We start from the raw sequence: 26,771 nt of genomic DNA on the forward strand, positions 1-26,771 counted from the left end.
CGCCGGCGGTTCGCGGGTACCAAAGGGGGGCAAACTAGGGGACGAACTCCTGCGAAGAGGTGGCCTCCATGACCGAGCCGAAGCGCGGCGCCGCCGCCGAACGCGATGTGCCCGAGGTCCCGCCCATGCGTGACGCCGTGCCCGAGACCCCGGCCGTCCCCGCCATGCCCGGCGGCGCCGTCCCCGGCGGCGGCGGTGTCATCGAACCCACCGGCCCGTCGGCCGCGGTCGAGCCCTCGACCGACCCCTCGGTGGTTGAACAGTCGGTCACCAGGCCGTCGGTCGCCGAGCGGGAACCGCCGGCCGCTCAGCCCGTCCGCATCAAACGCACCCGCATCAGCGGCCTGTGGACCGGCATCGTCATCGCCGCCGTCGTGCTGTTGCTGCTGCTCGTGTTCATCGTGCAGAACAACACCTACGTGACCATCTACTTCTTCGGCTGGGGCGGCCAGTTCCCCCTCGGCGTCGCCCTCCTGCTGGCCGCCATCTGCGGCGTCCTGCTCGTCGCCATCCCCGGCTACGGCCGCATCATCCAGCTCCGCCGCTCCTTCCGCCGCGCCTCCCGCCCGAGCTAGTGGCTCGTCCACCCGAGGTGTTCGTCCGAGCCCTGTCGATGGTGGAAGGCCGCAAGCTGCGGCGAGTGACCACGCGTTCACCGAGCGGGGGTTCGACGCGCTAGACCCAAAACGGAACGGGGGACGACCGAAGACGATCGGTGAGCAGATCCGTGAGCGGATCTGCCTGATCGCCCGGACGTCCCCCGCCGACTGGGCATCACCGCGTTCGCGACCTGGTCGCTGGCGAAGTTGCGTGAAACGCCCGCGCCCAGGCCACCGACTTACTGATCCGACCGTGGACGCACTACCCGGCCAAGGTTGCGTGACGAGCCGCTAGGCAGCCGCACCACCGCCCCGGTCGTCCGGCCGACCCCACCGGCTACCAACAACGCCACCAGAAAGCCCGATCCGACCGCCGCGTCGAGATCCGGCCACTCCCACCGCTATCCTGCCCGCGGTCGAGGACCGCATGGCACACGACCTGCTGTGCGCCGACGCCAAAACCCTCCCCAGCGACGACCGCACCACCGATCAGAAACGCGCCGATGTCCGGCGATCACGATGTCAAGTCCACCGCTCAAGGGCGGCCCGGACACGCCGGACCGCCCCGTAACGTCAGCTGTCAGACAAATTCCCACTGCTGGTCGACATAAGCCGTCGGATTGCACGGTGTCTGCAACAACGGAGTACCGGCAGCAGTGCCGCGCACGACGAGGCACATGTTGCTGTTGATATTCCGAAGATAATGCTCACCGGCAGCGTTCTCGTAGATGGCGTACAGCTGGTCCGCGTAATTCGCATTGCACCCGGTCTGCACCGCAGGCGCGTCCGACGCGGTTCCCCGGACAACCAGGCACTGTCCGCTGTTGTAATTCCAGATCTGATACGCAGTTCCCGACCCTGTGGGGTCGGGATTCGGCAGGAACTTCCACAACTGGTCAGAGAAGCCGCGATCGCACCCAGTCTGCACGGCGGGAGCATTCAATGCGGTGCCACGCACGACCGCGCACTGCTGACTGTTGTGGTTGCGAAACGAGTACAGGTAGTCGTCCGCGGCCTGCGTGGCACTTCTCGTGAACGTCGCATGGACACCTGCGGACGGGACTTCAGCCGTCGCCGCCGAGGCGGCCGGCGCGAACACGACACCCAGTCCGACGATCGCAAGCGATGACATGCCAGTCATCAGTTTTCTCATCCGAGACAACAAGCGAGCCTCCCGGCAAGTTTGCTCTAGGTTGGCCGCCGCCCCGGTAGGGTCCGGCTCGAACAAGCCGCTACCCACCCCCCAGGTCAGCCGGCGTCTATGTCTACCCAACTCGTCGCAAGCCGAGGTTGACGATATGGTCGACGCTTTCCGATGACTGCGTCATCGCCAACCATGGTTGAAGTGTCAGCCTTTGCGTCAACCCCAGCCTAAATGCGGGCGGGCTCTTGCCTGCCGCAGCTGCCGACGAGTGATCTGCGCTATGAGTTTCCCCCCAGTTCGTGACGAGCGCCCGCTCAGTCTGGCACAGTCCCGACGCGCCGGGACATCAGAGAAATCACCTACCTAGTGGCTCGTCTCGGATCATTGACCCGGTAACTGATCTTCGCCAGGAACAGGTGAGGCTGGTCCCGCCGGCCGACTGCGGTAGGTGGTTGTAGCCCGTTGACCCGAGGCGTTCGTCCGAGCACTGTCGATGAAGGAATGCCGCAACGAGTAAGCAGGACCGCTAAGGACTCAGGCAAGATGCGTTGGGTGATCGTGTCCTGATGTCCGGCCAGGGCCAAGCCGTCCGAGACATCACCTCATTGCTACAGTTCAGCCGCCCTTTGGCGAAGACCGTGTTGTCAGTCAGTGGTTTGGTACGAAGTCATGGGTGCGCTGCTCATTCACGACGGTGTCGGCTATTGGACTGTCGGCGCGCGCCAGGTGGAGGTTCTGTTGGTCACCGTGCTGATTCGGGCCGGACGGCACGAGACCGCGGTGCGGGCGTTGCAGCGGCGTTGGACATATGGCGTGGAGACGCGCTGCCTGGCCTTCGCAATGGGCCCATCGTGAACAGTATCGGGGCCTGGCTCGACGCGGCCTGGTTGGAATGCGCCGATCTTCTGGTCGAATCGAAACTGGCGCTGGGTCGGTATCGGGTACTCGTCGGATTCGTTGCCGGCCGGGCCGGCCCCTGCGAGAGACGCGCCGGGCCGTGCTGGCGCTCGACCTCTGAGAGGTCGACAAAGGACGACCGACTCGCGCCGACCAGAGGCGGGGCGAGTCGGTTGGCTCCGGGGTGCTTGGCCCGCGCGACGCGGGTCAACCACCCTCGGCGATCAGCCGGGCAAGATCGACCCGCGAGCGCACGTTGAGCTTGCGGTAGATGTTGGTGAGATGGGCGTCCACCGTGCGTGGGCTCAGCGAGAGCCGGCTGGCGATGCTCCGGGTGGTCATGCCGGAGCCGGCGTTCCCCGCGATCTCCCGCTCACGTGTGGTCAGCACCGACAGCGCGGCGTCGACCGGCGGCACAGTCCACTTCCGCAGCGGACCGGGCACGTCGTCGGGCCCGCCGTGCAGCCGCGTCGCGCCGCACTTGTGGGCCAGGTCCTTGCTCAGCACCAAAAGCGACTCGGCGTCTGCGACACGACCGGCGGCCTCGGCGCAGCGGGCCGCGAACACCAGCGCCGTCGCCTGCGAGCCGATCGCGCCGATGGACGCGAAACCGTTGGCAGCGGCCAGATAGGTGTCGGTGGCGGCGTCCATGTCCCGGGCGTCGCGCAGCACGTGGGCCCGCGCCTGCGTGGCCCATGCGAGCTGATAGGGCAGGCCCAGCACGGTGGCCGCCGCATCCGCTCGCCGCGCCCAGTCCACCGCGCCCGCCGTGTCGCCGGCCATCACCGCCGAGGCGGTCAGCAGCTCGTAGCACTTGGGGCGCTGGATGACCGGCAGGTTGGGCAGGTCCGCGCCGCCGCCGGTGTCGGTGATCAGCATGATGCAACGGCGGGGGTCGCCGTCCATCTCGGCGGCCTGCGCCAACGACATCGCGGCGGTCACGCCGAACCAATGGCGCTTGTCGCCCTGCTGGCCTCCGGACGCCTGCTCGGCGAGGGCCAGCGTGCCCCCGGCGCCGGCCTCCCGGCTCAGCAGCGCACTGCTCAGCGACTCGACCGAGATCGCCAGGTTGACGACGGGCGGGGCACCGAGCAGGGTCGCGGCCTCCTTGGCCTGCCGGGCCAGCCGCACCGCGTCCCCGTACCGGCCGATGTGCCGGTAGTCGCTGGACAGGCCGATCAGCGACATCACGTGCACGAACGGGGCGGGTCGCTCCCGTGCCAACGACAGGCCCCGGCCGAAGTGCCCCTCCGCGTGGGAGAACAACCCGAGCAGGGTTTCCGCCCAGGCCAGCAGCAACAGGAACTCGGGGTGCTCGATCACCAGCGCGTCGGACAGCGGGTTGATCAACGCGGCGCTCTCCGCGAGCGCGGCCCTGGCCACGGCTGCGTGGCCGCCGCTGGCGGCGCACAACCCCCGCACGGCCAGCACGGCCGACAGCCGAGCCGGGTCGCCGAGCCCCCGGGCCACTCGTAGCGCCTCGGCGATCCGGGCGTCGGTGGGCAGCGCACCGTCCATCAGCCCAATCATCGCCTTGACGACGAGCAGGTCGACGACCATCGGGCTGTCACGCGCAGCCAACGCGGCCAGCTCGACCCGGACCAGCGTGTTCGCGTCGGCATAGCGGCCAAGGAACGCCTCGGCCAGCGCCGATCCGACCACCGCCGGCAGCCGCTGCCCGCCCGGTTCCGGGACCAGCCGCAACACCTCGGCCAGCTCCTCCCGGGCGGCGGCCAGCTGCCCGCCGCGAATCAGCACCTTGGCCAGTTCCAGCCGTAGCCGCGGGCGGTCGAGCCCGGTGGACAGGGCGACCCGCAGCCAGCGCTCGGCGGCGCTTGGCTCGGAGTCGTCGGCCGCGCGGACCAGCACGTCCAGGTCCTCCGAGGTCACGTGGACCAGGGAGTTCTCGATGTGCGGGGCGAGCTCCACCGGCGGCGCGCCCCGGCCGGCCAACAGCGCGAGGGCCTTGCGGTGCGTCTCGATCCGGCGCAGTGGGTCGTGGTGCTGGCAGAACAGCCGGCGCAGCACCGCGTGCCGAAAGGCGAAGGTGGCCGTGCCGTTGACCGGCCGCAGCACGTCGCGCCGGACCAGCCGGGTCAGCGCGTCGCCGGCCACCGACTCGGGAAGGCCGCCGACCTCGGCCACGGCGGCCAGGTCGAACCGCTCGCCCAGCAGCGCCGCCACGGTGGCCGTGGCCAGCTCGTCCTCATCCAGCTCGGCGATCTCGCCGGCCATCAGCGCGGCGAACTGGTGCGGGATCTCGTCCTCGGTCTCAGCCAGGACCCGCAGGTAGAGCGGATTGCCCTCACCAGTGCGGTAAAGCCGGTCCAGCCGGGGGCTGTCGGCCGGCAGGCCCAGCAACTCGGCGGTCTGCTCGGCGGACAGCGGGCCCAGTTCGGTGCGCAGCACCGTGCCGGTCTCCACGCCGTAGGCCAGCGCGCTGCGCAGACGCATCGACGCCTGGCGGGGTCGGTAGGCCAGCACGATCAGCGCCGGCGACTCCAGCGGCCAGTGGGTCATGCGGTCGATCAGCTCAACGGATTCGGTGTCCGCCCAGTGGAAATCGTCCAGCGTCAGCAACACCCGCCGCGAGCCGTCCGTCGTGCGGTGGTACTGGTGCAGCGACTGGTGGCGCTGGCTCAGCCGGCCGCCGAACGTGAGGAATCCACGACGCCGGGCCTCGCCGGCCAGCTCGGCGATCAGCCGGGTCTTGCCGCTACCCGGGTCGCCGACCAGCTCGACGATCTGCTCGGCGGTCGCGTCGAGGGCATCCAGCAGGCGGCGCAGCTCAGCCCGGCGCACCACGCCGCTGGTCGTGTCCCCCACAGTGACACCATACCGTCGGTCAACTGCGCAGCGTGATCAGAAGGGGCAAACCGTCGGGTGCTCGCATGAGTCTGGAACCGGCGGCCATCAATTACCGGGTCAACGATCCGAGACAAGCCACTAGTCGGTGAAGTAGGACGGGTCGCGCGGGGAGAGGGTGCGGGTGATGCCGCGAAGGAGGTCTTCCGGCACGTTGGCGCTGGTCCGCTCGACGGCCACCATGACGTCGCCTTTGCGGACGAAGTAGCTGACGTAGTCGCCGTTGTTCCAACGCCACACGTTGTCGGCGACCTGCGGGCACGGTGGGCGGTAGTCCTGCGTGCCGGTGGTGCCCGCGACGGTGCAGCGGTCGGGCGGGGCGAACGTGGGGGAGGTCGGCGCGACGATGACCCAGATGGTGTTGTTCTCTTCGGTGGTGAGATCGGGAGTCGTGCCGATGGACGCGGGCTCCAGGCGGTAGAAGAGTTCTCGCTGGGTGCCGCCCTCGGTGCCGGCACGCCGGACCACGTAGCCGGCGGGCAGATCGGGGCCGAGCAGCGGCACACCGGCCTGGGTCAGCTCCTGTTGCTGGGCGCTGGCGGCCCGCGCGCCGGCCGTCAACTCGACGACCGGCCACGGCAGCAGGGCGAGCACCAGCGGCAACACCCGCCACTGCAACGGAACCCGGGCGACGACCGCCCACGCGGCCACGGCGTAGGCGACGGCGACGATCGGCACCAGCCACGGGGACGTCAACGTCGGCGAGTAGCCGAATCCGTCCCTGGCCATCACGCCCAGCATGGCGACCACCGCGCCGACCAGCACGATCAGCCAGGCCGGCCGGACGCCGGCCCACCGCATCACCGGCCACGCCACCACCGCGCCGACGGCCGGGATGACCCAGTAGCCGAAGATCAGCAGGATCCCGCAGGTCCACGTGCCCTGGCAGACCGGCGACGTGTAGGCGACCCACACGATGACGATCCACAACGCGGTCAGGCCGCCGCCCACCGCCGCCGCGCGGAGGACGTGCCGCCAGGGTGTCTCCGGAGCGCTGAGTGCCATGCCCAAGATCGTCTACTCCTGGTGCGAGGACCACTCGGGCAACGCACTTCATTCTCGTAACGATCCCCTGATGCCACATGCGCTTCCCATGTGCGTCCAGGCGCCACATGGGAAGCGCATGTGACAGAAAATCAGCCGCGGGGGAGCACCTCGGGCAGCACGGTCGTGAGCTGGCGCCAGTCGGTGCCCACCACGGAGGCGCCCTTGCTGGCCACCAGCGCGACCCGGTCCTGGGCCTGCTGCACGGTCGGGTTCACGTCGTCGATGGCCGGCTTGACGTTCTCCGCGTCGGTCATGATCAGGAAGTAGTGGTTGTTCACGTAGAACGAGGTGTCGATGCCGCCGTCGATGTAGCCGCTGGCGTCACCGTCGAACACCACGAACCAGGGGCGGAGCGTGGCGTCGGCGTACCGGGTGCGCGGGTCGCCGGCGGCGGCGTTGTGCACGGCCGGGAAGATCTGCGCCTGGCTCAGGTTGCCCGCGGCGGCCAGGCCCTTGAGGTACTGGGCGTACTCGACGTCCGTCCACAGGTGGTCGGTCGGGTTCTGTTCCTCCACCGTGCCCGGGATGATCTCGACCAGTACCCGCCCGGCCAGCGCGGACCGTGTCGGCCAGTTGTTGGCCTTGGCCGCGTCGTCCAGCGTCGGGTACGAGCCGAGCAGGTCGACCGGGCGGAACACCCGGCTGCCCAGGCTGTTGTGCACGTAGCTGTCGAGGCTGGCCGGCCCCATCCCGATGTTGCCGTCGAAGCCGGCCTTGAGCTCGATCTTCACGGTCAGCGGCCCGGCGGTCGGGTGGTTGCCCAGCCAGACGTTGATGTCGTCGAGGCAGTCGTTGAGGTTCTGGTTGCGCGTGCCGCTGTAGAGGTTGGCGGTCGGCGACTTGGCCTGCACGCAGTTGTTGTCGCTGCCGATCGGGTTGCTGTGGCTGACGTTCCACTTGTGCGTGAAGATGTTGAACCACGCGTCCAGCTCGATCAGGTTCGCGCCGGCGTCCAGCGACTGGGCCAGGTACTGGTAGGCAGCCGTGTCGTAGGTGTTGTGGATGCCGACGGTGGTGGCCTCGGACAGCCGCAGCGACCCGGTGCCGTCGGCCGACGCGGTCCCGGCCGTCAGCCCCGCCAGCGCCAGCACCGCGACCGCGACCTTGCTCACCCGCATAGGGATCTCCTCAGTCCTGATGGGAACAGGGTGGTGTGGCGGCACCGGAGTGGGACCCTACTTGCGGGTAGGCGTTACCGACAGGCTCAACCGATAACCGCATCGCGCTGGTCGCCGGATGGATGAACGCCGTTAACCCGTACGGCGTCGAGGTGGTCGTTTCCGCCGGTCATGACCGGTTCGGTCGGGTCGTGTGAGCGAGGCCTCCCCGGTGTTAGTTGCACTCCCGATAGTAGGAAGGCAAAGTATTTAGGAGGCCACCCCTAGGAGTCCCCATGAACGCCGCAGTTGCTCTCCACAAGCCGAGCAACCCGGTCCGGTTCATCACCGCAGCCAGCCTGTTCGACGGGCACGACGCCGCGATCAACATCATGCGGCGCATCCTGCAGTCACAGGGCGCCGAGGTGATCCACCTGGGCCACAACCGGTCGGTGGACGAGGTCGTCACGGCGGCGATCCAGGAGGACGCCCAGGGCGTCGCCATCAGCGCCTACCAGGGCGGGCACGTCGAGTACTTCACGTACCTGGTGGAGCTGCTGGCCGAACGCGGGGCCGGGCACGTCAAGGTGTACGGCGGCGGTGGCGGCGTGATCGTGCCGCGGGAGATCGAGCTGCTGCACTCACGGGGCGTGGCCCGCATCTTCTCGCCGGCCGACGGCCAGCACATGGGCCTGGCCCAGATGATCAACACCATGGTCGAGGGCTGCGACACCGACCTGTCCGAGACGGTTCCGGCCAGCTGGGACGGCCTGTTCACCGGCGCGCAGGACGCGCTTTCCCGCGCCATCACGGTGATCGAGGCCGGCAAGCTGTCGGACGAGCTGCGGGCGGCGATGACCGACGCGGTGGGCGATCGGCACGTGCCCGTGCTGGGCATCACCGGCACCGGCGGCTCCGGCAAGTCCTCGCTGACCGACGAGCTGGTCCGCCGGTTCCGCCTCGACCAGCAGGACAAGCTGCACATCGCGGTGCTGGCCGTCGACCCGTCGCGCCGCCGTGGCGGCGGCGCCCTGCTGGGCGACCGGATCCGGATGAACTGCCTCGACCGCGAGCGGGTCTTCTTCCGTTCCATGGCCACGCGCCGGGCCGGCGCGGAGGTGCCGGACGGCCTGGCCGACGCGATCCTGGCCTGCAAGGCGGCCGGCGCGGACCTGATCGTCGTCGAGACGCCGGGCATCGGCCAGGGCGACGCCGCGATCGTGCCCTTCGTCGACCACTCGCTGTACGTGATGACGCCGGAGTTCGGCGCCGCGTCGCAGCTGGAGAAGATCGACATGCTGGACTTCGCCGACGCGGTGGCGATCAACAAGTTCGAGCGCCGCGGGGCCGAGGACGCCCGCCGGGACGTGGCCCGCCAGCTGGTGCGCAACCGCGAGGCGTTCGGCGCCACGTGGCAGGACATGCCGGTCTTCGGCACCAGCGCCGCCACCTTCAACGACGACGGAGTCACGGCGCTGTACCAGCACCTGGTGTCGGAGCTGGGATTCGAGCACGGGGTGCTGCCCGTGGTCGAGGGCAAGGTCTCCACCTCGGCGTCGACCATCGTGCCGGCGGCCCGCGCCCGCTACCTCTCCGACATCGCCGACATCGTCCGCACCTACCACCGACGGACCGAGGAGCAGGTCGACGCCGTCCGTCAGCGCTCGCACCTCGCCGCCGCGCGGAAGGCGCTCGACGCCGCCGGAAAGTCCACTTCGGACCTTTCCGAGCTGGTGGACGCCAGCGAGCGCAAGGTGGACCGGGACAGCGCCGACCTGCTGGCCGACTGGCCGCGCACGGTCGAGCAGTACTCCGGCGACGAGCTGGTGTTCACCGTGCGGGACAAGGAGATCCGCACCGCGTTGACCCGGGAGACGCTGTCCGGCAACAAGGTCCGCCGGGTCAGCCTGCCTAAGTTCGACGACGAGGGCACGCTGCTGCGCTGGCTGCGCAACGAGAACCTGCCCGGCCGCTTCCCTTACACCGCAGGCGTTTTCCCGTTCAAGAGGGACGGCGAGGACCCGGCCCGCATGTTCGCCGGCGAGGGCGACGCGTTCCGCACCAACAAGCGGTTCAAGCTGCTGTCGGAGGGCTCGGCGGCGACGCGGCTGTCGACCGCTTTCGACTCGGTCACGCTCTACGGCCGCGACCCCGACACCCCGCCCGACGTCTACGGCAAGATCGGCACCTCCGGCGTCTCGATCGCGTCGCTGGAGGACATGAAGGCCCTCTACGACGGCTTCGACCTCACCTCGCCGACCACGTCCGTGTCGATGACGATCAACGGCCCGGCGCCGACGATCCTCGCGTACTTCCTGAACACGGCGATCGACCAGCGCGTGGCGGCGTTCCGCGCCGAACACGGCCGTGAGCCCAACGCGGAGGAGGCCGACGAGCTGCGGGCGTGGGCGCTGGCCAACGTGCGCGGCACCGTGCAGGCCGACATCCTCAAGGAGGACCAGGGGCAGAACACCTGCATCTTCTCCACCGAGTTCAGCCTGCGCATGATGGCCGACATCCAGGAATGGTTCATCGACAACCGGGTCCGCAACTTCTACTCGGTGTCGATCTCCGGTTACCACATCGCCGAGGCCGGGGCCAACCCCATCAGCCAGCTGGCCTTCACGCTGGCCAACGGGTTCACCTACGTCGAGTCGTACCTGGCCCGCGGCATGAGCATCGACGACTTCGCGGCCAACCTGTCGTTCTTCTTCTCCAACGGCATGGACGCCGAGTACAGCGTGATCGGCCGGGTGGCCCGGCGGATCTGGGCGGTGGCCATGCGGGACCGCTATCGCGCCAACGAGCGGTCGCAGAAGTTCAAGTACCACGTGCAGACCTCGGGCCGCTCGCTGCACGCGCAGGAGATGAACTTCAACGACATCCGCACCACGCTGCAGGCCCTGTGCGCGCTGTACGACAACTGCAACAGCTTGCACACCAACGCCTACGACGAGGCCGTCACCACGCCGACCGAGAGCTCGGTGCGCCGGGCCATGGCCATCCAGCTGATCATCAACAAGGAGTGGGGCCTGTCGATGAACGAGAACCCGTTGCAGGGTTCGTTCGTCATCGACGAGCTGACGGATCTGGTCGAGGAGGCCGTGCTGGCCGAGTTCGACCGGATCTCCGAGCGCGGCGGCGTGCTGGGGGCCATGGAAACCGGTTACCAGCGTGGCCGCATCCAGGACGAGTCGATGCTGTACGAGCAGCGCAAGCACAACGGGTCGCTGCCGCTGATCGGCGTGAACACGTTCCTGGCCCCGCAGGCCGACGAGGGCCCGGTGGAGATCGAGCTCGCCCGCGCCACCGAGCAGGAGAAGGAGTCCCAGGTCTCGCGGACCCTGGACTTCCAGCACCGGCACCGTTCCGACGCCGCCGACGCGCTGGCCCGGCTGCGGGCCGCGGCGACCAGCGGCGAGAACGTGTTCGCGGTGCTGATGGACGCCGCCCGGGTGTGCACCCTCGGCCAGATCACCGAGGCGTTCTTCGAGGTGGGAGGTCAGTACCGGCGCAACGTCTGAGGTCAGCGTGGTTGCGACAGCGAGGCCTTGACCGCCCGCGCGATGTCGTCGACGAGCACCTCGGTGTTGTTGGCGGCCAAGGCTTTCAGGGTCTGCTCCGCGACGTCGGCGGCCTCGACCTTGGGCGCGTTCATCCAGGCGGCCCCCTCGGTGTCGACCGGTCCGACGTGTACGCCCACGACCAGGGTTCCCTGTTCCCGCAGGCCTTCCCGGAACGCGTCGGTCAGCGACCACTGCGCCGCCTTGGACGCCGAGTACGCCGGCGTCACCGCCGAGCCGCTCCATGAGGCCACGGACAGCATGTTGACCAGCGCGCCGCCGCCGTTGCGGGCCAGGACCGGGGCGAACGCGCGGGACACCGCCCAGGTGCCGAAGAAGTTCGCCTCCAACACCCGGCGAGCCACGTCCAGGTCGCCTTCGAGCAGGTCGTTCACAGCGCCCAGCACGCCCGCGTTGTTGACCACGATGGTGACGTCACCGGCCGCTTCTGCCGCCCTGACAACATGCTCCGGGTTCGTGACGTCCAGGTGCAGCGGCGTGAGGTCGGGGTCGGTGACCGAGGCGGGGTCACGGACGCCGGCGTAGACCTTGGCCGCGCCGTGCTCGATCAGCGCCCGCGTGAAGGCCCGGCCGATGCCCCGGTTAGCCCCCGTCACCAGTGCCACAGCTCCTTTGATGTCCATGGGATCCACACTACCCATCTAACTTTAATTTTGATACTCAGGTGGGCGCACGTCACATCTGGGTTGTGAAAATGTAGCCAGCTGTGCTCGATCTGCTCACAGCAGAGGACGGCCCTGTCGTGCGTTCTGACTTGTAGGGTCGCGGCCGTGAGCTTGCTCGTGCAGCACAAGGATTTCCGGCGGCTGTTCGTCGGCAACTCCGTGTCCCTGCTGGGTTCCAGCGTGACGACGGTGGCGCTGCCGCTGGTCGCGGTCGTCTCCCTCCACGCCACGGCGTTCGAGATGGGTCTGCTGGGCGCGGTGGCGTTTCTGCCGCACCTCGTGCTCGGCCTCCCGGCCGGGGTGTGGGCCGATCGGTTGCCCTACCGGCGAATCCTCGTCCTCGCCGACCTGGGCCAGCTCCTCCTGATCGGCTCGATCCCCGTCGCCGCCGTCCTGGGCGTCCTCACGTTGACCCAGCTGTATTTCGTGGTCACGTTGGCCGGCGTCTGTTCCCTCTTCGACGCGATCGCGGCGCAGTCCTTCACGCCGATGCTCGTGCCGCGCGACCAACTCCTGCCGGCCAACAGCGCCCTCATGCTGACCAGCTCCACCGTCAACGTCGCCGGCTCCACCCTCGGCAGCGCCCTGGTCGTCCTGCTCGCCGCACCGCTGGCCATGGCCGTCGACGCCGCGTCCTTCCTGGCGGCCGCCCTCTGCAAGGCCCGAATCGCCATCCCCGGCACCGCGAATTCCTTGCGGGGCAAGGCCGATCTCTTCGGCGGCCTGCGCATCACGTTCACCCACCCGGTACTGCGGCCGGTCACCATCGCCGCGACCCTTGGCGCCCTCGGCGGGCAGATGCAGAACGCCGTCCTGGTCCTGTATTTGGTGCATGTACTGGGTTTCTTGCCTTGGCTGGTCGGCATCGCCGTCACGATGGCCGGTGCGGCCAGCATTCTCGGCGCCCTGATCACGCCGACGGTTACCCGAAGGCTTGGCCCTGGCCGCACCTTCGTGCTGGGCATGCTCTTGTCCTCGGCCGCCGGCCTGCTGCTGGCGGCCGGTCCCGCGCTGCTCTCCCAGGTCCTGCGCGGCACCGGCCCCGCGCTCTACGGCGTGAACCAGCAGACCTTCCGTCAGACCCTCGTCGCCCCTGCGCAGCTGTCGCGCGTCAACGCCGGCTGGCGCTTCCTCGTCTACGGCACCCAACCGCTCGGCGCTCTCCTCGGCGGCGCACTCGGCACCGTCGACCTCCGACTGGCCCTCATCGTCAGCGCCTGCCTCATGCTTGCCGGCACCGCGTTGGCGCTTCCCGTCACGCGCTGACCGGCGGCGGATTATGGCCGAGCTTTCCTGATCCCACAATGAACGTTCGCCTGATGCTGCCCAAGTTGTCGCGGCTTATGTTGCCTCGACAGAACGTGCAGCGAAGCGAGAACTAAAGGCTTTGCGTGTTTACCCGGATCCGCGAGTTCTAGGTAACTGTCCGTGCTCCATTCACCACTCGGAACGCGGAGGTTGGAAATGGGTTTTCTCAAGGATCTGTACGGCCACAACGCCGAGGAGCTGGTGCTGCCGGCCCATGAGCAGCAGGTGATCGCCGAGCTGGTCAAGGCCGAGAACCAGGCCGCGTCGGCCCCGGAAGAGTGATGAGCGGCGCCGCCGTCGGCACGCGTCCACGAGCCGACGGCGGCGCCTTTTCCCATGGAAAAGGTGAGGCCATGACCAACACACTCGACCGCGGCGCCAACCAGTTCGGCGAACGGCAATCCTCGCTCGATCAGGCGTGGCAGAAAGGCCTGCGGGCCGTCGCCGAACTAGGCCTCACCGCCGAGGTGACCGCGGCGTCGGACAACAATCCCGGGGCCTGGACCTGCCGCCTGCTCCGGGACGGCGTGCCCGTGCCCGGCGGATTCGGCTCCGGCAAGGGCAACCGCGAAGCGGCACGGGTAGGCGCCGTCTTCGAGGCCCTTGAACACCACCTCAGCGGCCGCGCCGGCCTCCCGCCCGCCGCCACCCTCCGCGACCCCCACGCCATCGCTGCCGGCCCCCTGCGCTCCGACGTCGCCGTCACCATGCTGACCGAAGGCCCGGCGCGCCCGATCGCCTGTCTACGCTACGAGTCGCTCACCGGCGATCGCGGCACGGACGTGCCGATTTTTCTTTCCATGCCGGACTTTCTGGCCAAGGGCGCGGCGGAGCTGCGGGCGGGCCTTGGCGACCACTACGACTACACGACGGTCGGGCGCTACTCGGCCAACAACGGCTGGGCCGCCGGGGCCGACGCGACCGAGGCGATGGTCCACGCGCTCAACGAGATCATCGAGCGGGACGCCCTGTCGCTGCTGCTGATCGAGCACTTCCTGGCCGCCCGGCCGATAAGGCTGGTCGACCGGGCGACGCTGCCGGGCGATCTCATGGCGCTCCTGGCCAGCACCGAGGAAGCGGTCGGTGCCCGCGTGCACCTCATCGACATGGCTACGGACCTGGGCATCCCGGCCTACTACGCCTACCTCCCCTCCGCGCCCGGTCAGCCGGCCCGCATGCGCGGCTGCGGCGCATCGCTCTCGCGGCACTACGCCATCGCGCGGTCGCTGACAGAACTCGTGCAACTCCACGCCATGGCCCAGCTCGGCGAGCGAGAGGAGAAGCGCACGGTGTGGACCACCTCGTACCTCGAGCTGCACGCCTGCTACCTGGCGGACTTCTCGCCGGGCATCCCGAACGCTCACGTCGTCGCGTACGAGGACAGCGAGGCGCCCGCTACGCCTTCGGGTCACCTCAAGGCGCTGCTGGCCGCGCTGCGCGAAGCCGGGCTGCCGGCATACGTGCGCCAGCAGTGGATGTCCGAGAACCTGGCCGTGGTCAACGTCTTCGTCCCCGGCCTGGAACGGTTCATGCTCGTCACCGACGGCCAGCTCGTCGTCCCCGGTCCGCGCGGTGTGGCCGCCCGCTGATCAGTGTCACAGAACCGCGCTGTGCCTTGTCTTCACTGCGACAGCCGCGACTACGGAGGTGGTGCAGTGCACGAGATGGGCACGGTGGACGGTGTCGGTCCCAAGATGCTGGCGGACGTCAAGCCGCCGTTCATTCCGGCGGGAGCCTCGGGAATGACGGTTCTGGTGGAGTGGCCGCCCGGGCATCCCGGGACCCCGCCGCACCGCCACTCCGGGCCGTGCTTCGGCTATGTGCTGGAGGGCGCCATCCGGTTCGAGCTGGAGGGCGAGCCGGAGCAGGTGATCAAGGCCGGCGAGACGCTGTACGAGCCGGGTGGCGACAAGATCCACTACCAGAACGGCAACGCCTCGGCGGACGAGCCGGCCAAGTTCGTCGTCACGATGCTGTGCGCGCCGGGGCAGCCGATGCTCACCCTGGTCGAGGACGAGGAGCTGGCCCGGCGCGCCCATCTGCGCGCCCCGAGGCCCTAGGCCAGGTGCCGCACGAACCAGTCCCGGGCGGCGGCCGACGCGATCTCGAAGCCGGGGCCGGTGTAGGCGGCGAAGTGTCCACCTGGGACGAACACCGCCTGCTTCGGCTCCGCCGCCGTGGCGAAGGCCGATGCCGCCAGGTTGCCGCCGGTCAGGCCGTCGTGGCTGGCGACGATCATCAGCAGCGGCGTCGGCGTGATCAGCGGCAGGTACAGGCCGGGCTCGTAGCCGCGCATCAGCTCCAGGCTGCGCAGGGTGACCTCGTTGTGCCACTCCGGGGCCATGCCGGCCCGCGCCTCGGTGAAGAACTCGTGCGCGTCCGGGGTCGGAATTCCGGTCACCTGCCCCGGATCCGTGCCGATGACCGGGATCATCGCCGGCGGCTCGCCCGCCGCCCGGGCCCGGCGGTCGGCGGCCAGCAGATGGGGATCGATCACCAGGTTGTTCACCCGGGCCAGATTGGCGTACGTGTCGCGACCGCTGACGAACGGCGCCTGGCCGCACACGGCCTTCACCCGCTGGTCGATCGCCGCCACCACGAACGCGTGCCCGCCGGAGAAGCTGCTGCCCCACACGCCGATCCGCTCGGGGTCCACTTCGGACCGGTTCTGCGCGTAGGAAATCCCGTGCTGGTAGTCGCGGACCTGTTCCCACGGATCGATCTCGTACCGAGGCTTGCCCGGCGCCGTGTCCGAGTCGCCGAAGCCACGGTTGTCCCACAACAGCACGCACAATCCCGCCGCCGCAAACACCTCGGCGAACCGGTCCAGGTAGATCCGGCGGGTGGCCGACCAGCCGTGGGCCATCACCACGCACGGCGCGGGTCCATTCACGCCCTCCGCCTCGTAGAACCAGCCCCGCAGTGTGACGCCCTCGGCGTCGAACTCGATGTCGTGTCGCATGGTCTCCATACTCGCGCGGGAGATCCCTTGCCGTCCAAGACCTTCTGCCACGCCTGTGATACCCGCTGGGCACCAGCGGCGGGCCCGAACCCGCCGTCGGTGTCCGCTCAGCTGCCGAGGAACGCGAGTAGCCGGCCGGTCAGCTCAGCCGGCTTCTCCTCCCAGAGCCAGTGTCCCGAGTCCTGGACGACCGCGCCGGTCACGTTGGTGGCGTACTGACGGACCTGGTCGGCGACGAAGCCACCCCAGCTGTGGTCGGCGCCGAGGGCCAGCACCGGCATGGCGAGTTTCGTCCGGCCGTTGACGGCGTTGTCGGCCACGTCCTGGTTGAAGGCGCGGAACCATTCGAAGCTGGCCCGCAGATGCCCGGGCTGCGCGAGGTTGTGGCCGTAGAGGGCGGCGTCGGCCGGGGTGACACCGTCCTTGTTGTACTCCAACAGATCGGTGAAGCCGTCGACCCACTCGGTCTCCCGGCCCTTGATCGTCTTCTCCGGCAGACCGTTGCGGACGTTGAAGAAACCGAGATTCCAGGCGCCCCCGCCCTGGGCGTTGAGCGCGGGGAACGTGTACAGCTGCCGGTCGGGGATCGGGGCCTCGGACAGCACGAGCTCGGTGACGTCCTGGCGGTTGGCGGCGGCGTAGGCGTACGCCACCATCGTGCCGATGTCATGGCCGACAACACGAACATCGTGATCACGGCCGAGCCGGACCAGCAGCCCGTGAATGTCCGCGGCCATGGTCTTCTTGTCATAGCCGGTCGCGGGGGCGTCGCTGCCGCCCGCACCGCGCAGGTCGGGCGCGATCACGTGATAGTGCCGGGCCAGCTCGGGCATGACCTTGTGCCACTCGTACCAGCTCTGCGGGTAGCCGTGGATCAGCACCAAGGTCTTGCCCTGCCCGCCTTCCACGAAGTTGATGTGGACGCCGCCGCCCACGTCGATCTTGTGTTCGGCGAAGCCGGCCGGCGGCCTCGCCGTGGCGTCGACGACCGGCGGCGAGGCGTCGGCCGTCACCGGTAAGACGCCGGACAACGCGGCCAGCAGGGCGATACCGACCAGGTAGTGCTTTCGCATCGAGATCCTCCACCCGGGTGATCGAGCACGGACACCAGCAGTGATCTCCAAACGCCGATCGCCGTGACGGGTCTGTCCGGATGACGGCCGGGGACCTCACGAACGGCCGGACCGTCACGCTCGCTTGTCGCCCAGCGCCAACAGATCCGCCAGACCGAAGACCGGCCCGGCGGCGGGCAGGCTCGGCTGCCAGTTCGGTTCCACGCTCAGGTAGCTGGTCGGATCGGCCCGCAGCAGGCCGATGAGCACCTCCGCGACGATCCGCGCGCCGACCGGGCCGAGCCGGTCGCCGTTACCGCGATGCTCGGCCTCCTTGAGGATGTAGAACCACAACGGCGTGCCACGCGGCCGGACGTGCGCCACCTCGTCGGCGCTGAGCGGCGTGATTCCCATTTCGCGGGCCACCGCCTCACCGCTGGGCAGCCTCGTTATCGGCCCCCGCAACAGATCCCGCACGGCCAGTGAACGGTGCGCGTCGGCGTCGACCGCGCCGGTCAGCTGTTCCGGGAGCCCGATGAGGCTGGCGGCCAACCGGCCGTCGATGCGCTTGCCCCGCTGCGCAGGCGGACGGCCGGGCAGGTCGAAGATCTGCGCGAGATCAAGCCGCCGGTCTGCGGACAGCGGGCCGAATCCGATCAGGTCGGGGAACAGCGGCACCGCGGGACCGCCGTCGACCAGACGATAGGTGGGCCGGATCTGCCCGTGGCCGTACCGGAAGGCGGCGTGCGAGAACTCCAGCGGGATGAATGCCTGCCCCGGCAGCGGCGTGAACCAGCGCCCGCCCTCGGTGACGATCTCGTCGACCAGGGCCGCCCCGACCAGCCGTGGCAGGAAGTCGTGGCGTACAACCCATTGGTAGTGCCAGCTGAGGGTCAGTCGCGCCTCGTCGAAGACGGCGGAGTCGGAGACCCCGCGGTCCCGCAGCAGATCGACTACACGATTGTGTGCACGCAACAGAGCCAGGTGCAGCGCCAGCACGAACAGGTGCGAGTCGTTGCGGGGATCGCCGATCAGGGCCACGCCCTGGTGGTTGCGCGGCACGTCGTTGCCGTCCGGGCTGAGCAGGAACTTGGCCGGGTCGGCCAGATCGAACAGGAACGGCGAGCCGATCGGGCCGTCGGAGTAGATCATCTCCAGGTTGAGCCGGGGGCGGCGGGCATTGTGCAGGGCCTCGGGGGCGACGCCGCCGGTGACGGGCGAGCGGTCGGCGGTGAGGTCGTGGGCGATCAGCTGGCCGAAGAAGGGCCAGCCGGCCGCCTCCGTGCCGTCACCGTGCACAGTGCTTACTCCTGGGGCAGCACAGATCCCGCCGCTGTCGCCCTCGCGCATCATCTGCGCGGCGTCGGTCTCCAGCGGGTCCAAGCCCGAGAACATGCGTCCGTAGTGGGCCGGTCCGACGGGCCGGTCCATCGCCTCGATGTGGTTGAGGTACTGGCTGTCGAGCTGGTGCGACCACGGGCTGGCGGCCGGCCGAGGCGGTTCGACGTCTTCGACAGCCTCTACAGCACCGAGAAGGCTGCGCAGGCCCACTTCGTAGCGCTGCCCGTCTTCCGGATCGCCCAGCCACTCGTCTTCCTGCTGGCTGACCGGGTCGAGCTCGGCCTTGACGTCGCTCTCGAGCTCGTGCAGGAAGGCGTCGTCACTCATCGGTCCTCCACAGCTGCCTGCGGCGGAACGCTGTTCGCCCGCCGGCTCGGTGCCAGCTAGGACAGGACAGCTGTACGGACTGTGACAGTCAGACGGCGGTGAGGCCGCCGTCCACGGGGATGATCGCGCCGTGGATGTTGGCGGCGGCGTTGTTGACCAGGATGTCGATGTCACCGGCCCGGTCGGCCAGCTCTCGCACCGCCGGGCCGCCGGAAGCCAGGTCGGCCCGTGCGAAGTCCACCTTGCCCCCGTTGGCGCGGATGCCCGCGATGACCTCCTCGCCACGCCGCTCGTCCCGGCCGGTGATCACCACCGTCGCGCCCGCGCCGGCCAGCCGCGCCGCGATCGCCCGCCCGATGCTCCCGGTGCCTCCCGTGACCAGCGCCCGCCGGCCGTGCAGATCCATCGCCACTACCTCCGGAACGAAATTCGCCTTTCCCCCAACCTAGGCAGGGCGCTTCGGGTCAACCACGGCGTTTCCTGCAAGGTTCAACCGGCGTTTTCCGCACGGCGGCGGTGACCTGCGGCTATATGGACCGCCGCAGGTCACCGGGTTGTGGCTAGGGCTTGGTCAGCTCCTCGTTCATGAGCAGGAACGTGCCGAGGCCGTGCTGGTCATTGGCCGTGCGCGGCCGGCTGTAGTAGCCCGACAGCGAACCGGTGACGGCGGTGCCCGGGCAGATGTCCGCGATGTTGGTGCGGCCGTCGGAGCCCAGGGTCACCTTCTTCAGCACGCCCTGATATCCCTTCTGTGCCGCCGAGGACAGGCTCGCCGGCACGTAGCCGGCGCGGACGGCGCGGGAGATGGCGTAGGTGTACATGCAGGAGGCCGAGGTCTCGGTCCAGTTCTGCGGATCGGTGCCCTTGTCGACGACCTGGAACCAGCGGCCCGTGGCCGGATCCTGGTACTTCACAAAGGCATTCACCAGCTGCTGCACGTTCTTCACCAGCTGCGCCCGCCGGGAGTCGTTGGCCGGCAACGCGTCCAGCACGTCGAAGTGGGCCAGCGCCACCCAACCGACGGCCCGGGCCCAGAAGTACGGCGACGTGTGCGTGGTCTTGTTGGCCCACGATGCCTTGCCGTCGGCCGAATACGCGTGGAACAGCAGCCCGGTCGGAGACGTGAGGTGGCCGAAGTACGTGGTCAGATTGTGGCACGCCTCCTGGAAGCAGTAGGTCCCGTCGTTGTACTGCTTGCCGTAGTTGGCCAGGAACGGCTGCGCCATGTACAGCCCGTCGCACCACAGCTGCTGTGTGAACGACGTCGAGTGCCACATCGCGCCGTCGCTGGTCCGCGGGTAGCCGGGAAAGCGGTTGCGGATCTGCTGCGCCGCCGTGCGGTAGCGGGCGTCGCCGGTCTCCCGGTGCAGGATCAGCAGCAGATTGCCGGCCTGCATCGAGTCCAGGCTGTTGAACGCGTCGTTGATGTGGCCCTTGCTGTCGACGGAGTAGTCCACCCAGCGCTTGATGTACGCCAGGTACGACGCCGTGCGCAGGCGTTGGTAGACGAGGTACGTGCCGTACAGGAACAGGCCCTGCGTGTAGCCCCAGCCGCCAAGCGACTTGGGGTCCGGGTTCCGGGCGATGGTCGAGTCCACCACCGCCTTCGACCAGTCGGTTGCGGCCGGCGCCGCCGACGCCGTGCCCGCGGTGACGGCCAGTGCGCCACCCGTCAGCACAGCGAGGCGGCCGAATTCCCGCCGCGAGATCGAGCTGGACATGCTTCACCTCCGGCCGAGCCCCGGCGGCGAGCCCGACGATCCTCGTGGGAGCGCTTTCTCCGCAGGAGTACACGGCCGCGTGTCACACCCGCAAGAGGCCGGACGGCGGCCACTGTCGCGTGACGCTGTTCACCGGGCGGGCCGTGGGCGGGTGTGGCGTGGCACACTCCCGAGAGGGAGGTTGGCTTTGGCAACTGATATCGCCGATGCCCGGACGGCCTGGATGGAGCCGGGGGCGTTCGAGGTGGCGCCGGGGGTGCACCGGATTCCGCTTCCGCTGCCCAACGACGGCCTGCGCGCGGTCAACGTGTACGCGATCGCCGACGGGGACGAGCTGGTGCTCGTGGACTCGGGGTGGGCGCTGGACGAGGCGCGGGACCAGCTGGAGCAGGCGCTGGGCAGCATCGGGCACGGGTTCGAGAGCGTGCGGAGGTTCCTGGTCACGCACGCCCACCGCGACCACTACACGCTGGGCGTCACGCTGCGGCGGATGTTCGGGTCGAGGATCAGCCTGGGCATCGGCGAGCAGCCGACGCTGGAGGCGGTGATCAACGGCCAGGTGGACGGCCAGCTGACGGACCTGGTCCGCTGGGGCGCCCACGACATCGCCGACCGGATCCGCAGGAGCATGGCCAAGGGCGGCGGGCCCAAGCCGGACGGCTACGAGATGCCGGACGAGTGGATCCGCGGCGTGACGGACATCCGCCTGGGCAGCCGGACGCTGCGGGCGCTGCCGACGCCGGGGCACACCGCCGGCCACGTGGTGTTTCTGGACACGGAGTCGTCGCTTCTGTTTGCGGGTGACCACATTCTGCCGCACATCACGCCGTCGATCGGATTCGAGCTGATACGGCAGGAAATGCCGCTCGGCGACTACATGGACTCGCTGCGGCTGGTGCGCGAACACCCGGACATGAGGCTGCTGCCGGCGCACGGCCCGGTCGCGGACTCGACGCACGTGCGCGTGGACGAGCTGCTGGACCACCACCGCAAGCGCCTGGACGAGACGGAACGCGCCCTCGCCCAGGACGAGGCGACGGCGGCGGAGGTGGCCGGCCGGCTGGGCTGGACACGGCACAACCGGAAGCTGTCCGAAATGGACTTCTTCAACCGCATGCTGGCCATCGGCGAGACCTCCGCCCACCTGGACGTGCTCGTCCGGGACGGACGGCTGCACACGTCCACAGTGGACGGAGTCGCGCGCTACCGGGCCTAGCCCTTGGTGGCGGTGATGAGCACGGTGTGCCGCAGGCCCGTCGCGCTGTCCCGCAGCGGCCGGCCGTAGCCCTCGGCCGCCGCGACGACCGGTGTGCTGGTGACCCGCCAGCCCCGGTCGGCCAGCCACGCCACCGGCTGGAAGGTCTTGCCGCGCGGCCACATGTCGGCGACGTTCATACCGAAGTCGGCGGCCATGTCGGAGATCGGCCGCATGGTCGCGACCTCGTCGATGTCGATGTCGATGTGCTCGACGGCGAATCGGCTGCCGGGGGCGGCCAGCTCGTCGACGAGCGTGAACAGGCGCTCGACGGCGTCGTTGGGCAGGAACGGCAGCAGCCCCTCGGCCAGCCACGAACTCGGGGCCGTGCGGTCGAATCCGGCCCCCATCAGGGCTGCCGGCCAGTCGTCGCGCAGATCGACGGCCACGTTCCGGATCTCGGCCCGCGCTGCGACGCCGTTGTCGGCCAGCACGTTCTGCTTGAACTGCAACACCTTCGGCACGTCCAGCTCGTAGACGACGGCGCCCGGCGGCCAGTCGAGGCGGTGGCCCCGCACGTCCAGCCCGGCCGCGAGCACCACGGCCTGCCCGGTTTTCTCGGCGGCGAAGTACTCGTCGAAGTACCGCGACCGCACACCCATGTAGTCGGCCATGTCCCGCCACGACTCGGCGGCATCCGCCTGCCGTGTCGGCATCGCCGGCTGTGGTCGCGCCGCGGCGACGAAGAGCTCCGCGCACGGATCCGACACCAGCGGATTCGCGCGGTGGCTCTCGATCGCCCGTGCGGCGGCGACGGCCAGCGCGGTGATGCCGACATCCGTGACGATGTCCCAGCCGGCCTGCTGCGTCATCGGTGACCCCTCCCGACATCGCGTAGTCAGTTGCTCACCGAACGTATCACTTAGTGGCGCTAACCAACCTTGTGAAGCGCATCACCTCTGCCCTTGAATCATCGAATAAATTGCCCTTTCAGTCGGCGCTGTACACTTCGAGGATCGGCCCGGATCCGGAGAAGTCAGATGCTGGTGCGCACCTCGACAATCGAGACCATTCCGCAGCACGAGGTCACGGTCTCGACCTATCGCGCCGCCGATCTCGGGCCGGTGAACATCGGCGAGGTCATCATGACCGGCGAGCTGCGCCTGGAATGCGACGACATCGGCACGGGCTTTTACGTGCAGCTGCCGGTCGCCGGCCGGTTCGAGTCGCGGCACCGCGGCGTCGACATGATGGTCACCCCGCTCTCCGCCGCCCTCGACCGGCCCGGCGGCGGCCGGTTCCAGGCCCGCTGGGGCACCGGCTACCGCGCCCTGTGCGTGCGCATCGAGATGCCGGCGGTGGACAGCGCACTGGCCCGGCTGTTCGGCGGCCGGGCGGCCACCCGGGTCGCGTTCGAGCCGGTGATGAACACCGGCGACGGCTACGGCCGCAGCTGGGCCGAGCTGCTGCTGTCGGTGAACCGCCAGCTCACGGCCCCGGGCGGCCTGCTCGCGCAGCCGCTGGTGGCCGCCCCGCTGGCCGACAGCCTGGTCAACGGCTTCCTGATGGCCGCCACCAACGCGCTCGCCGCCCCGGTGGCCGCGGCCCGCCCGGCGGCCGTCCGCGCCGCCGTCGACGTGATCGAGTCCGACCCGTCCGCGCCGCTGACCCTCTCGACGCTGGCCGCGCACTGCGGGGTCGGCCCGCGGAGCCTGCAGAAGGCGTTCCAGCAGCACCTCGGCATGTCGCCGATGGAGTACGTCCGCGATGTCCGGCTGCGCCGCGCGCACGAGGAATTGCGCGCGGCCGATCCGTTCGCCGACTCGGTGGCCGCCGTCGCCCGCCGCTGGGGCTTCACTCATCTGGGTCGATTCGCCGCCGCGCACGAGGCGAAATTCGGCCAGAAGCCGCTGCGTACGCTTCGCGGATAGACCTTTTCGCTTACTGGACAGTTCCGGGTGAACCGTCGTTTTCGTTGCTAGCGTTCGAATTCCAGACTTCACCTGTGACCGGGCGGAAAGCGAACCATGAGTGACGAACCCCTTGCCGACGTGCGCGACATGTACATGGCGCACACCATGTTCCGCCGGGAGATCGGCCTGGCCGCCGGCCTGATCCGCGGCGTCGCCGACGGCGATGTCGAGCGGGCGGCGATCGTCGCCGACCATCTGCGGATCGTCGACAACGGCCTGCACCACCATCACACCGCCGAGGACCGGCACCTGTGGCACCGCCTTGTCGAGCGGGCGGGGGAGCAGGCGGTGTCGGTCGTGCAGGTGATGGAGGACCAGCACGGGGCGATCGACAAGCTCCTGGACGAGGTGCGAGGCGGCCTCGCCCAGTGGCGGGCCAGCGCGGACGCGGCGCAGGGCGCGGCCTTGGCCGCCACGGCCACGGACCTGTACGAGCGCCTCGTCGAGCACCTCGCCACCGAGGAAGCCCGGGCGCTGCCGCTGATCGAGCGGCACATCACCGCCGCCGAGTGGGGCCAGATGATCGCCGACGGCGCGGGCGACGCCGTGCCGGAGCAGATCCCGCTGATCTTCGGCATGATGGCCTACGAGGCCGACCCCGACACCGTGCGGGACATCATCGCCCAGATGCCACCCGAGGGTCAGCGGCGTGATCGGCGGCCTGGCTGTTCTGTCCCTATTAGCGGATTGCGTCGTGAATAGCCCGACTTCGGTAGGCCCGTTTTCGGTGGGAGATGAAACCCTAGACTGCGTCAACATACTCCTAGCGGTCCGGGTGTAGTCGTAAAGAGTTCGCCAGAAATGGTGGTATTTACGCACGACCCTCTATCCGCTTATGGAAGCATCAGTACTCTCTGCGATCGCTACTCAGAGTTACAATGCCCATACGACCGCTTTAAACGACCGTCCGGAACCTCTTAGTCGGGTGTCTTACCTCATACATCTCTAATGTCGGTTCGTACCAAAAAGGAAACCGAAGACTACTTCGCGGGGCCGGCGTTCTTTTCGGCCAAAGTAGTTGATGGAGTCCATCAACTACCTCTACAGTAGGCGGCATGGTGAACCGGGAGGACGTGGCGGGACTGGTCGCAGCCCTGTTCACGGTCAACAACGGCATGACCCGGGCGATGAAGCAGCGCCCCAAGGCTGGTGAGCTGCGGCTGCTCCAAGCCGTGGCCCTGCACGAGGGCAGCAGGCCGTCCGAGCTGGCCGAGGCCATGGGCGTGGACCGCTCGCTGGTCACGCGGCAACTGCGCGATCTGGAGGACGAGGGCAAGGTGGCGGTCCGGCCGGATCCCAGCGACGGCCGGGCGTTCGTCGCCGAGCTCACCGAACAGGGCCGGCAGCAGATCGCCGAGCTGACCGAGTTCGGCATGCGTCGCTACGAGAGCTTCCTCGAAGGCTGGGAGGCGGACGAGGTCCACGAGCTCACCCGCCTGCTGTGGAAGTTCGAGCAGAGCAAGGCCGCCGTGATCGAGCGCGAGCAGCAGGAACAGCAGCGGCCCGAACGCGGCCGCCGTCAACGTTGAGGGGGAGCTTTTCCATGAACACGGCCAAAGTACGGGTATTGCTCATCGCGCTGCTCGACATGGCGCTGGACATCGTCGTCCCGATCGTGGTCTACCTCGTCCTGCAGCCGCTCGGCGTGCCGGCGGTCCTGTCGCTGGCCGCCGGCGGCATCCTGATCGCCGGCAAGGCGGCGTTCGGCAAGCTCACCGACACCGGCGATCGTGACACCGCACTGCTGCTGACCTGCACGGTTGTCTCGTTGGCGGCCATGTTCGGCCTGTACGCCGCCGGCGTCCCGGCCCCGATCGCCCTGGTCTGCGGCGTAGTGCTCCAGGCCGTCGGCACGGCGGTGTCGATCATCCGCCGCCGCAAGCTGGACGGCTTCGCCCTGCTGGTGCTGATCGAGCTGGCCCTCGGCATCGCGCTCAGCTTCGTCAGCAGCGGCGACCCGCGCTTCCTGGTCGCCCGCCCGGCGTTCTACACCTTCGTCGCCGCGGCCTACGTGTTCGTGACCGTCTTCCGCGGCAAGGCTTTCATGTTCGTCGTCAGCCGGCCCATGGCCGTGGCCGGCGACCCTCGACGCGACGTGGCGTACGACAGGGCGTGGGCCAACTCCGCCGAATTCCGCCGCCTGGAACGGATCGGCACCGCCGCCTTCGGCCTGATCCTGCTGGCCGAGTCGGTGCTGCGGGTCGTGCTGGCCTTCCAGTTCGGCGCGGACGAGGTGGTGGCCTCCAGCCTCGTCTCCCAGCTGCCGGTGATCGGCCTGTTCGTGCTGTTCATCCTGGGCTTCAAGGTGATCCTCGTGCCCCGGCTGACCAAGCTGGTCGAGGCCGAGATGCCGGCCGAGAAGGCCGCCTAGTTCTTCCCACATGTGGCGCACATGTGGCGCTGGAAGTCGAATGTGGCGCACATGTGGGGTCAGGTCCGGTCAGGACCGGTCAGGCCCACTGGGGGCCCATGCCGGGGTCCTCCTCGAAGACCAGCCAGGTCCGCGTGCCGCGCACGCCCTTGATGCTCTGGATCTTCTCCAGCACCAGTTCGCGCAGCGCCACGTTGTCGGGGGCGTGCACCAGGGCCAGCACGTCGAAGTCGCCACCGACCAGGGCGAGATGCTCGATGTAGCGGATGCCGCGCAGCGCCTTGGCCACCGAGCGCCAGGTGTTCTGCTCGATGGTCAGCAGCACGTAGGCGCTGGTGCCGAGGCCGGCGCGGCGCGGCGAGATCTCGGCACTGAAGCCGGTGATCACCTGGTCGGCCAGCAGGCGGTCCAACCGCGCGTAGGCGCTCGTGCGCGAGATGTGCACCCGCTCGGCCAGGGTCCTGATCGACATCCGGCCGTCCCGGCGCAGCTCGGCCAGTATCGCGCGGTCCACGTCGTCGAGCTCGGCGGCCGAACGTCCGGCCGGCCCGGTTGTGACGTCGGTCTCGATGGGCAAATTGCCCTCCAAACGGCCTTCCGGCGGAAATCTGTCTCGGATCTTC

Annotated in this window: 25 protein-coding genes; 13 read left to right on the forward strand and 12 right to left on the reverse strand. The window is 69.1% G+C overall.

Annotation, left to right across the window (positions count from 1 at the left end):
• Positions 1–68: 68 nt before the first annotated feature.
• Positions 69–575, forward strand: coding sequence for a LapA family protein (locus tag KUTG_RS43160; protein WP_232241261.1), 507 nt, complete (start codon positions 69–71; stop codon positions 573–575).
• 604 nt (positions 576–1,179) lie between these two features.
• Here the strand turns inward: KUTG_RS43160 and KUTG_RS43165 are convergent.
• Complete coding sequence (locus KUTG_RS43165) at positions 1,180–1,752, reverse strand: RICIN domain-containing protein (protein WP_157495197.1); 573 nt, start codon at positions 1,750–1,752, stop codon at positions 1,180–1,182.
• Between the two features lie 660 nt (positions 1,753–2,412).
• Here KUTG_RS43165 and KUTG_RS64625 point away from each other — a divergent pair.
• Positions 2,413–2,598 carry a hypothetical protein gene (locus KUTG_RS64625; protein WP_043725415.1) on the forward strand — a complete coding sequence of 62 codons (186 nt, stop codon included), beginning with the start codon at positions 2,413–2,415 and terminating at the stop codon, positions 2,596–2,598.
• The gene (locus tag KUTG_RS66700; protein ID WP_369794576.1) at positions 2,544–2,900 is read left to right on the forward strand and encodes a BTAD domain-containing putative transcriptional regulator; all 357 of its coding nucleotides are present in this window, start codon (positions 2,544–2,546) and stop codon (positions 2,898–2,900) included. The genes KUTG_RS64625 and KUTG_RS66700 overlap by 55 nt, the downstream gene beginning before the upstream one ends.
• Here KUTG_RS66700 and KUTG_RS43175 read toward each other — a convergent pair.
• From KUTG_RS43175 to KUTG_RS43185, 3 genes are all read right to left on the reverse strand, one after another.
• Positions 2,848–5,466: a helix-turn-helix transcriptional regulator gene (locus tag KUTG_RS43175; RefSeq protein WP_043725416.1), complete on the reverse strand. Its 2,619-nt coding sequence runs from the start codon at positions 5,464–5,466 to the stop codon at positions 2,848–2,850. The two genes, KUTG_RS66700 and KUTG_RS43175, sit on opposite strands and share 53 nt — an antisense overlap.
• Before the next feature lie 120 nt (positions 5,467–5,586).
• The gene (locus tag KUTG_RS43180; RefSeq protein ID WP_157495198.1) at positions 5,587–6,510 is read right to left on the reverse strand and encodes a hypothetical protein; all 924 of its coding nucleotides are present in this window, start codon (positions 6,508–6,510) and stop codon (positions 5,587–5,589) included.
• Between the two features lie 131 nt (positions 6,511–6,641).
• A complete protein-coding gene (locus KUTG_RS43185; protein WP_043725419.1) occupies positions 6,642–7,670 on the reverse strand; it encodes a phosphatidylinositol-specific phospholipase C domain-containing protein in 1,029 nt (342 codons plus the stop codon).
• A gap of 275 nt (positions 7,671–7,945) precedes the next feature.
• Between KUTG_RS43185 and icmF the strand changes: the two genes are divergently transcribed.
• Positions 7,946–11,173: a fused isobutyryl-CoA mutase/GTPase IcmF gene (icmF, locus tag KUTG_RS43190; protein WP_043725421.1), complete on the forward strand. Its 3,228-nt coding sequence runs from the start codon at positions 7,946–7,948 to the stop codon at positions 11,171–11,173.
• Positions 11,174–11,175: 2 nt separating this feature from the next.
• Here icmF and KUTG_RS43195 read toward each other — a convergent pair whose 3' ends face one another.
• Positions 11,176–11,856, reverse strand: a complete 681-nt coding sequence (locus KUTG_RS43195; RefSeq protein ID WP_043725423.1) for an SDR family oxidoreductase — start codon at positions 11,854–11,856, stop codon at positions 11,176–11,178.
• Between the two features lie 147 nt (positions 11,857–12,003).
• On the opposite strand from KUTG_RS43195, the gene KUTG_RS43200 reads away from it, so the two are divergent.
• From KUTG_RS43200 to KUTG_RS43210, 4 genes are all read left to right on the forward strand, one after another.
• The gene (locus tag KUTG_RS43200) at positions 12,004–13,164 is read left to right on the forward strand and encodes an MFS transporter (protein WP_052396080.1); all 1,161 of its coding nucleotides are present in this window, start codon (positions 12,004–12,006) and stop codon (positions 13,162–13,164) included.
• Between the two features lie 198 nt (positions 13,165–13,362).
• A complete protein-coding gene (locus KUTG_RS65485; RefSeq protein ID WP_255360976.1) occupies positions 13,363–13,488 on the forward strand; it encodes a hypothetical protein in 126 nt (41 codons plus the stop codon).
• A 71-nt stretch (positions 13,489–13,559) separates the two neighbouring features.
• A complete protein-coding gene (locus KUTG_RS43205; protein WP_043732670.1) occupies positions 13,560–14,795 on the forward strand; it encodes a YcaO-like family protein in 1,236 nt (411 codons plus the stop codon).
• Positions 14,796–14,870: 75 nt separating this feature from the next.
• Positions 14,871–15,266, forward strand: coding sequence for a cupin domain-containing protein (locus tag KUTG_RS43210; protein WP_043732673.1), 396 nt, complete (start codon positions 14,871–14,873; stop codon positions 15,264–15,266).
• Here the strand turns inward: KUTG_RS43210 and KUTG_RS43215 are convergent.
• The 5 genes from KUTG_RS43215 to KUTG_RS43235 all read right to left on the reverse strand — a co-directional run bounded on the left by KUTG_RS43215 (position 15,263) and on the right by KUTG_RS43235 (position 20,609).
• The gene (locus KUTG_RS43215; RefSeq protein WP_043732676.1) at positions 15,263–16,168 is read right to left on the reverse strand and encodes an alpha/beta hydrolase; all 906 of its coding nucleotides are present in this window, start codon (positions 16,166–16,168) and stop codon (positions 15,263–15,265) included. The two genes, KUTG_RS43210 and KUTG_RS43215, sit on opposite strands and share 4 nt — an antisense overlap.
• Before the next feature lie 107 nt (positions 16,169–16,275).
• Positions 16,276–17,241 carry an alpha/beta fold hydrolase gene (locus KUTG_RS43220; protein WP_052396082.1) on the reverse strand — a complete coding sequence of 322 codons (966 nt, stop codon included), beginning with the start codon at positions 17,239–17,241 and terminating at the stop codon, positions 16,276–16,278.
• Between the two features lie 114 nt (positions 17,242–17,355).
• Positions 17,356–18,888: a peroxidase family protein gene (locus KUTG_RS43225; protein ID WP_198047503.1), complete on the reverse strand. Its 1,533-nt coding sequence runs from the start codon at positions 18,886–18,888 to the stop codon at positions 17,356–17,358.
• An 88-nt stretch (positions 18,889–18,976) separates the two neighbouring features.
• On the reverse strand, positions 18,977–19,294 hold the full coding sequence (locus tag KUTG_RS43230; protein WP_052396083.1) for an SDR family NAD(P)-dependent oxidoreductase: 318 nt from the start codon (positions 19,292–19,294) through the stop codon (positions 18,977–18,979).
• 154 nt (positions 19,295–19,448) lie between these two features.
• Positions 19,449–20,609 carry a glycoside hydrolase family 88/105 protein gene (locus KUTG_RS43235; protein ID WP_052396084.1) on the reverse strand — a complete coding sequence of 387 codons (1,161 nt, stop codon included), beginning with the start codon at positions 20,607–20,609 and terminating at the stop codon, positions 19,449–19,451.
• A gap of 223 nt (positions 20,610–20,832) precedes the next feature.
• Here KUTG_RS43235 and KUTG_RS43240 point away from each other — a divergent pair, with 223 nt between their 5' ends.
• On the forward strand, positions 20,833–21,825 hold the full coding sequence (locus KUTG_RS43240; RefSeq protein ID WP_052396085.1) for an MBL fold metallo-hydrolase: 993 nt from the start codon (positions 20,833–20,835) through the stop codon (positions 21,823–21,825).
• Here KUTG_RS43240 and KUTG_RS43245 read toward each other — a convergent pair.
• Positions 21,822–22,676 (reverse strand): SAM-dependent methyltransferase, encoded by an 855-nt coding sequence (locus KUTG_RS43245; RefSeq protein ID WP_043725426.1) that lies wholly within the window; start codon positions 22,674–22,676, stop codon positions 21,822–21,824. The two genes, KUTG_RS43240 and KUTG_RS43245, sit on opposite strands and share 4 nt — an antisense overlap.
• Before the next feature lie 174 nt (positions 22,677–22,850).
• Here KUTG_RS43245 and KUTG_RS43250 point away from each other — a divergent pair, with 174 nt between their 5' ends.
• The 4 genes from KUTG_RS43250 (at position 22,851) to KUTG_RS43265 (ending at position 26,148) form a co-directional block, all read left to right on the forward strand.
• On the forward strand, positions 22,851–23,735 hold the full coding sequence (locus KUTG_RS43250; protein WP_198047504.1) for a helix-turn-helix transcriptional regulator: 885 nt from the start codon (positions 22,851–22,853) through the stop codon (positions 23,733–23,735).
• Between the two features lie 96 nt (positions 23,736–23,831).
• Positions 23,832–24,479, forward strand: a complete 648-nt coding sequence (locus tag KUTG_RS43255; RefSeq protein ID WP_052396087.1) for a hemerythrin domain-containing protein — start codon at positions 23,832–23,834, stop codon at positions 24,477–24,479.
• Positions 24,480–24,832: 353 nt separating this feature from the next.
• Positions 24,833–25,306: a MarR family winged helix-turn-helix transcriptional regulator gene (locus KUTG_RS54685; RefSeq protein WP_052396088.1), complete on the forward strand. Its 474-nt coding sequence runs from the start codon at positions 24,833–24,835 to the stop codon at positions 25,304–25,306.
• Between the two features lie 14 nt (positions 25,307–25,320).
• The gene (locus tag KUTG_RS43265; protein ID WP_157495200.1) at positions 25,321–26,148 is read left to right on the forward strand and encodes a VC0807 family protein; all 828 of its coding nucleotides are present in this window, start codon (positions 25,321–25,323) and stop codon (positions 26,146–26,148) included.
• Positions 26,149–26,227: 79 nt separating this feature from the next.
• Here the strand turns inward: KUTG_RS43265 and KUTG_RS43270 are convergent, their stop codons facing one another.
• Positions 26,228–26,725, reverse strand: coding sequence for an Lrp/AsnC family transcriptional regulator (locus tag KUTG_RS43270; RefSeq protein WP_052396820.1), 498 nt, complete (start codon positions 26,723–26,725; stop codon positions 26,228–26,230).
• Positions 26,726–26,771: the final 46 nt, after the last annotated feature.

Origin of the sequence: Kutzneria sp. 744, assembly GCF_000568255.1 — a bacterium.
Taxonomy (GTDB): Bacteria; Actinomycetota; Actinomycetes; order Mycobacteriales; family Pseudonocardiaceae; genus Kutzneria.

Bases quoted from the DNA above. Each gene is read 5' to 3' on its own strand.
- KUTG_RS43240 (WP_052396085.1), top strand. From the start codon at position 20,833: ATGGAGCCGGGGGCGTTCGAGGTGGCGCCGGGGGTGCACCGGATTCCG.
- KUTG_RS43220 (WP_052396082.1), bottom strand. From the start codon at position 17,241: ATGCGAAAGCACTACCTGGTCGGTATCGCCCTGCTGGCCGCGTTGTCC.
- KUTG_RS43245 (WP_043725426.1), bottom strand. From the start codon at position 22,676: ATGACGCAGCAGGCCGGCTGGGACATCGTCACGGATGTCGGCATCACC.
- KUTG_RS43265 (WP_157495200.1), top strand. From the start codon at position 25,321: ATGAACACGGCCAAAGTACGGGTATTGCTCATCGCGCTGCTCGACATG.
- KUTG_RS64625 (WP_043725415.1), top strand. From the start codon at position 2,413: ATGGGTGCGCTGCTCATTCACGACGGTGTCGGCTATTGGACTGTCGGC.
- KUTG_RS43255 (WP_052396087.1), top strand. From the start codon at position 23,832: ATGAGTGACGAACCCCTTGCCGACGTGCGCGACATGTACATGGCGCAC.
- KUTG_RS43160 (WP_232241261.1), top strand. From the start codon at position 69: ATGACCGAGCCGAAGCGCGGCGCCGCCGCCGAACGCGATGTGCCCGAG.
- KUTG_RS43165 (WP_157495197.1), bottom strand. From the start codon at position 1,752: ATGAGAAAACTGATGACTGGCATGTCATCGCTTGCGATCGTCGGACTG.
- KUTG_RS43230 (WP_052396083.1), bottom strand. From the start codon at position 19,294: ATGGATCTGCACGGCCGGCGGGCGCTGGTCACGGGAGGCACCGGGAGC.
- KUTG_RS43180 (WP_157495198.1), bottom strand. From the start codon at position 6,510: ATGGCACTCAGCGCTCCGGAGACACCCTGGCGGCACGTCCTCCGCGCG.
- KUTG_RS43225 (WP_198047503.1), bottom strand. From the start codon at position 18,888: ATGAGTGACGACGCCTTCCTGCACGAGCTCGAGAGCGACGTCAAGGCC.
- KUTG_RS43210 (WP_043732673.1), top strand. From the start codon at position 14,871: ATGGGCACGGTGGACGGTGTCGGTCCCAAGATGCTGGCGGACGTCAAG.
- KUTG_RS43185 (WP_043725419.1), bottom strand. From the start codon at position 7,670: ATGCGGGTGAGCAAGGTCGCGGTCGCGGTGCTGGCGCTGGCGGGGCTG.
- KUTG_RS43205 (WP_043732670.1), top strand. From the start codon at position 13,560: ATGACCAACACACTCGACCGCGGCGCCAACCAGTTCGGCGAACGGCAA.
- KUTG_RS54685 (WP_052396088.1), top strand. From the start codon at position 24,833: ATGGTGAACCGGGAGGACGTGGCGGGACTGGTCGCAGCCCTGTTCACG.
- icmF (WP_043725421.1), top strand. From the start codon at position 7,946: ATGAACGCCGCAGTTGCTCTCCACAAGCCGAGCAACCCGGTCCGGTTC.
- KUTG_RS43235 (WP_052396084.1), bottom strand. From the start codon at position 20,609: ATGTCCAGCTCGATCTCGCGGCGGGAATTCGGCCGCCTCGCTGTGCTG.
- KUTG_RS43195 (WP_043725423.1), bottom strand. From the start codon at position 11,856: ATGGACATCAAAGGAGCTGTGGCACTGGTGACGGGGGCTAACCGGGGC.
- KUTG_RS43215 (WP_043732676.1), bottom strand. From the start codon at position 16,168: ATGCGACACGACATCGAGTTCGACGCCGAGGGCGTCACACTGCGGGGC.
- KUTG_RS65485 (WP_255360976.1), top strand. From the start codon at position 13,363: ATGGGTTTTCTCAAGGATCTGTACGGCCACAACGCCGAGGAGCTGGTG.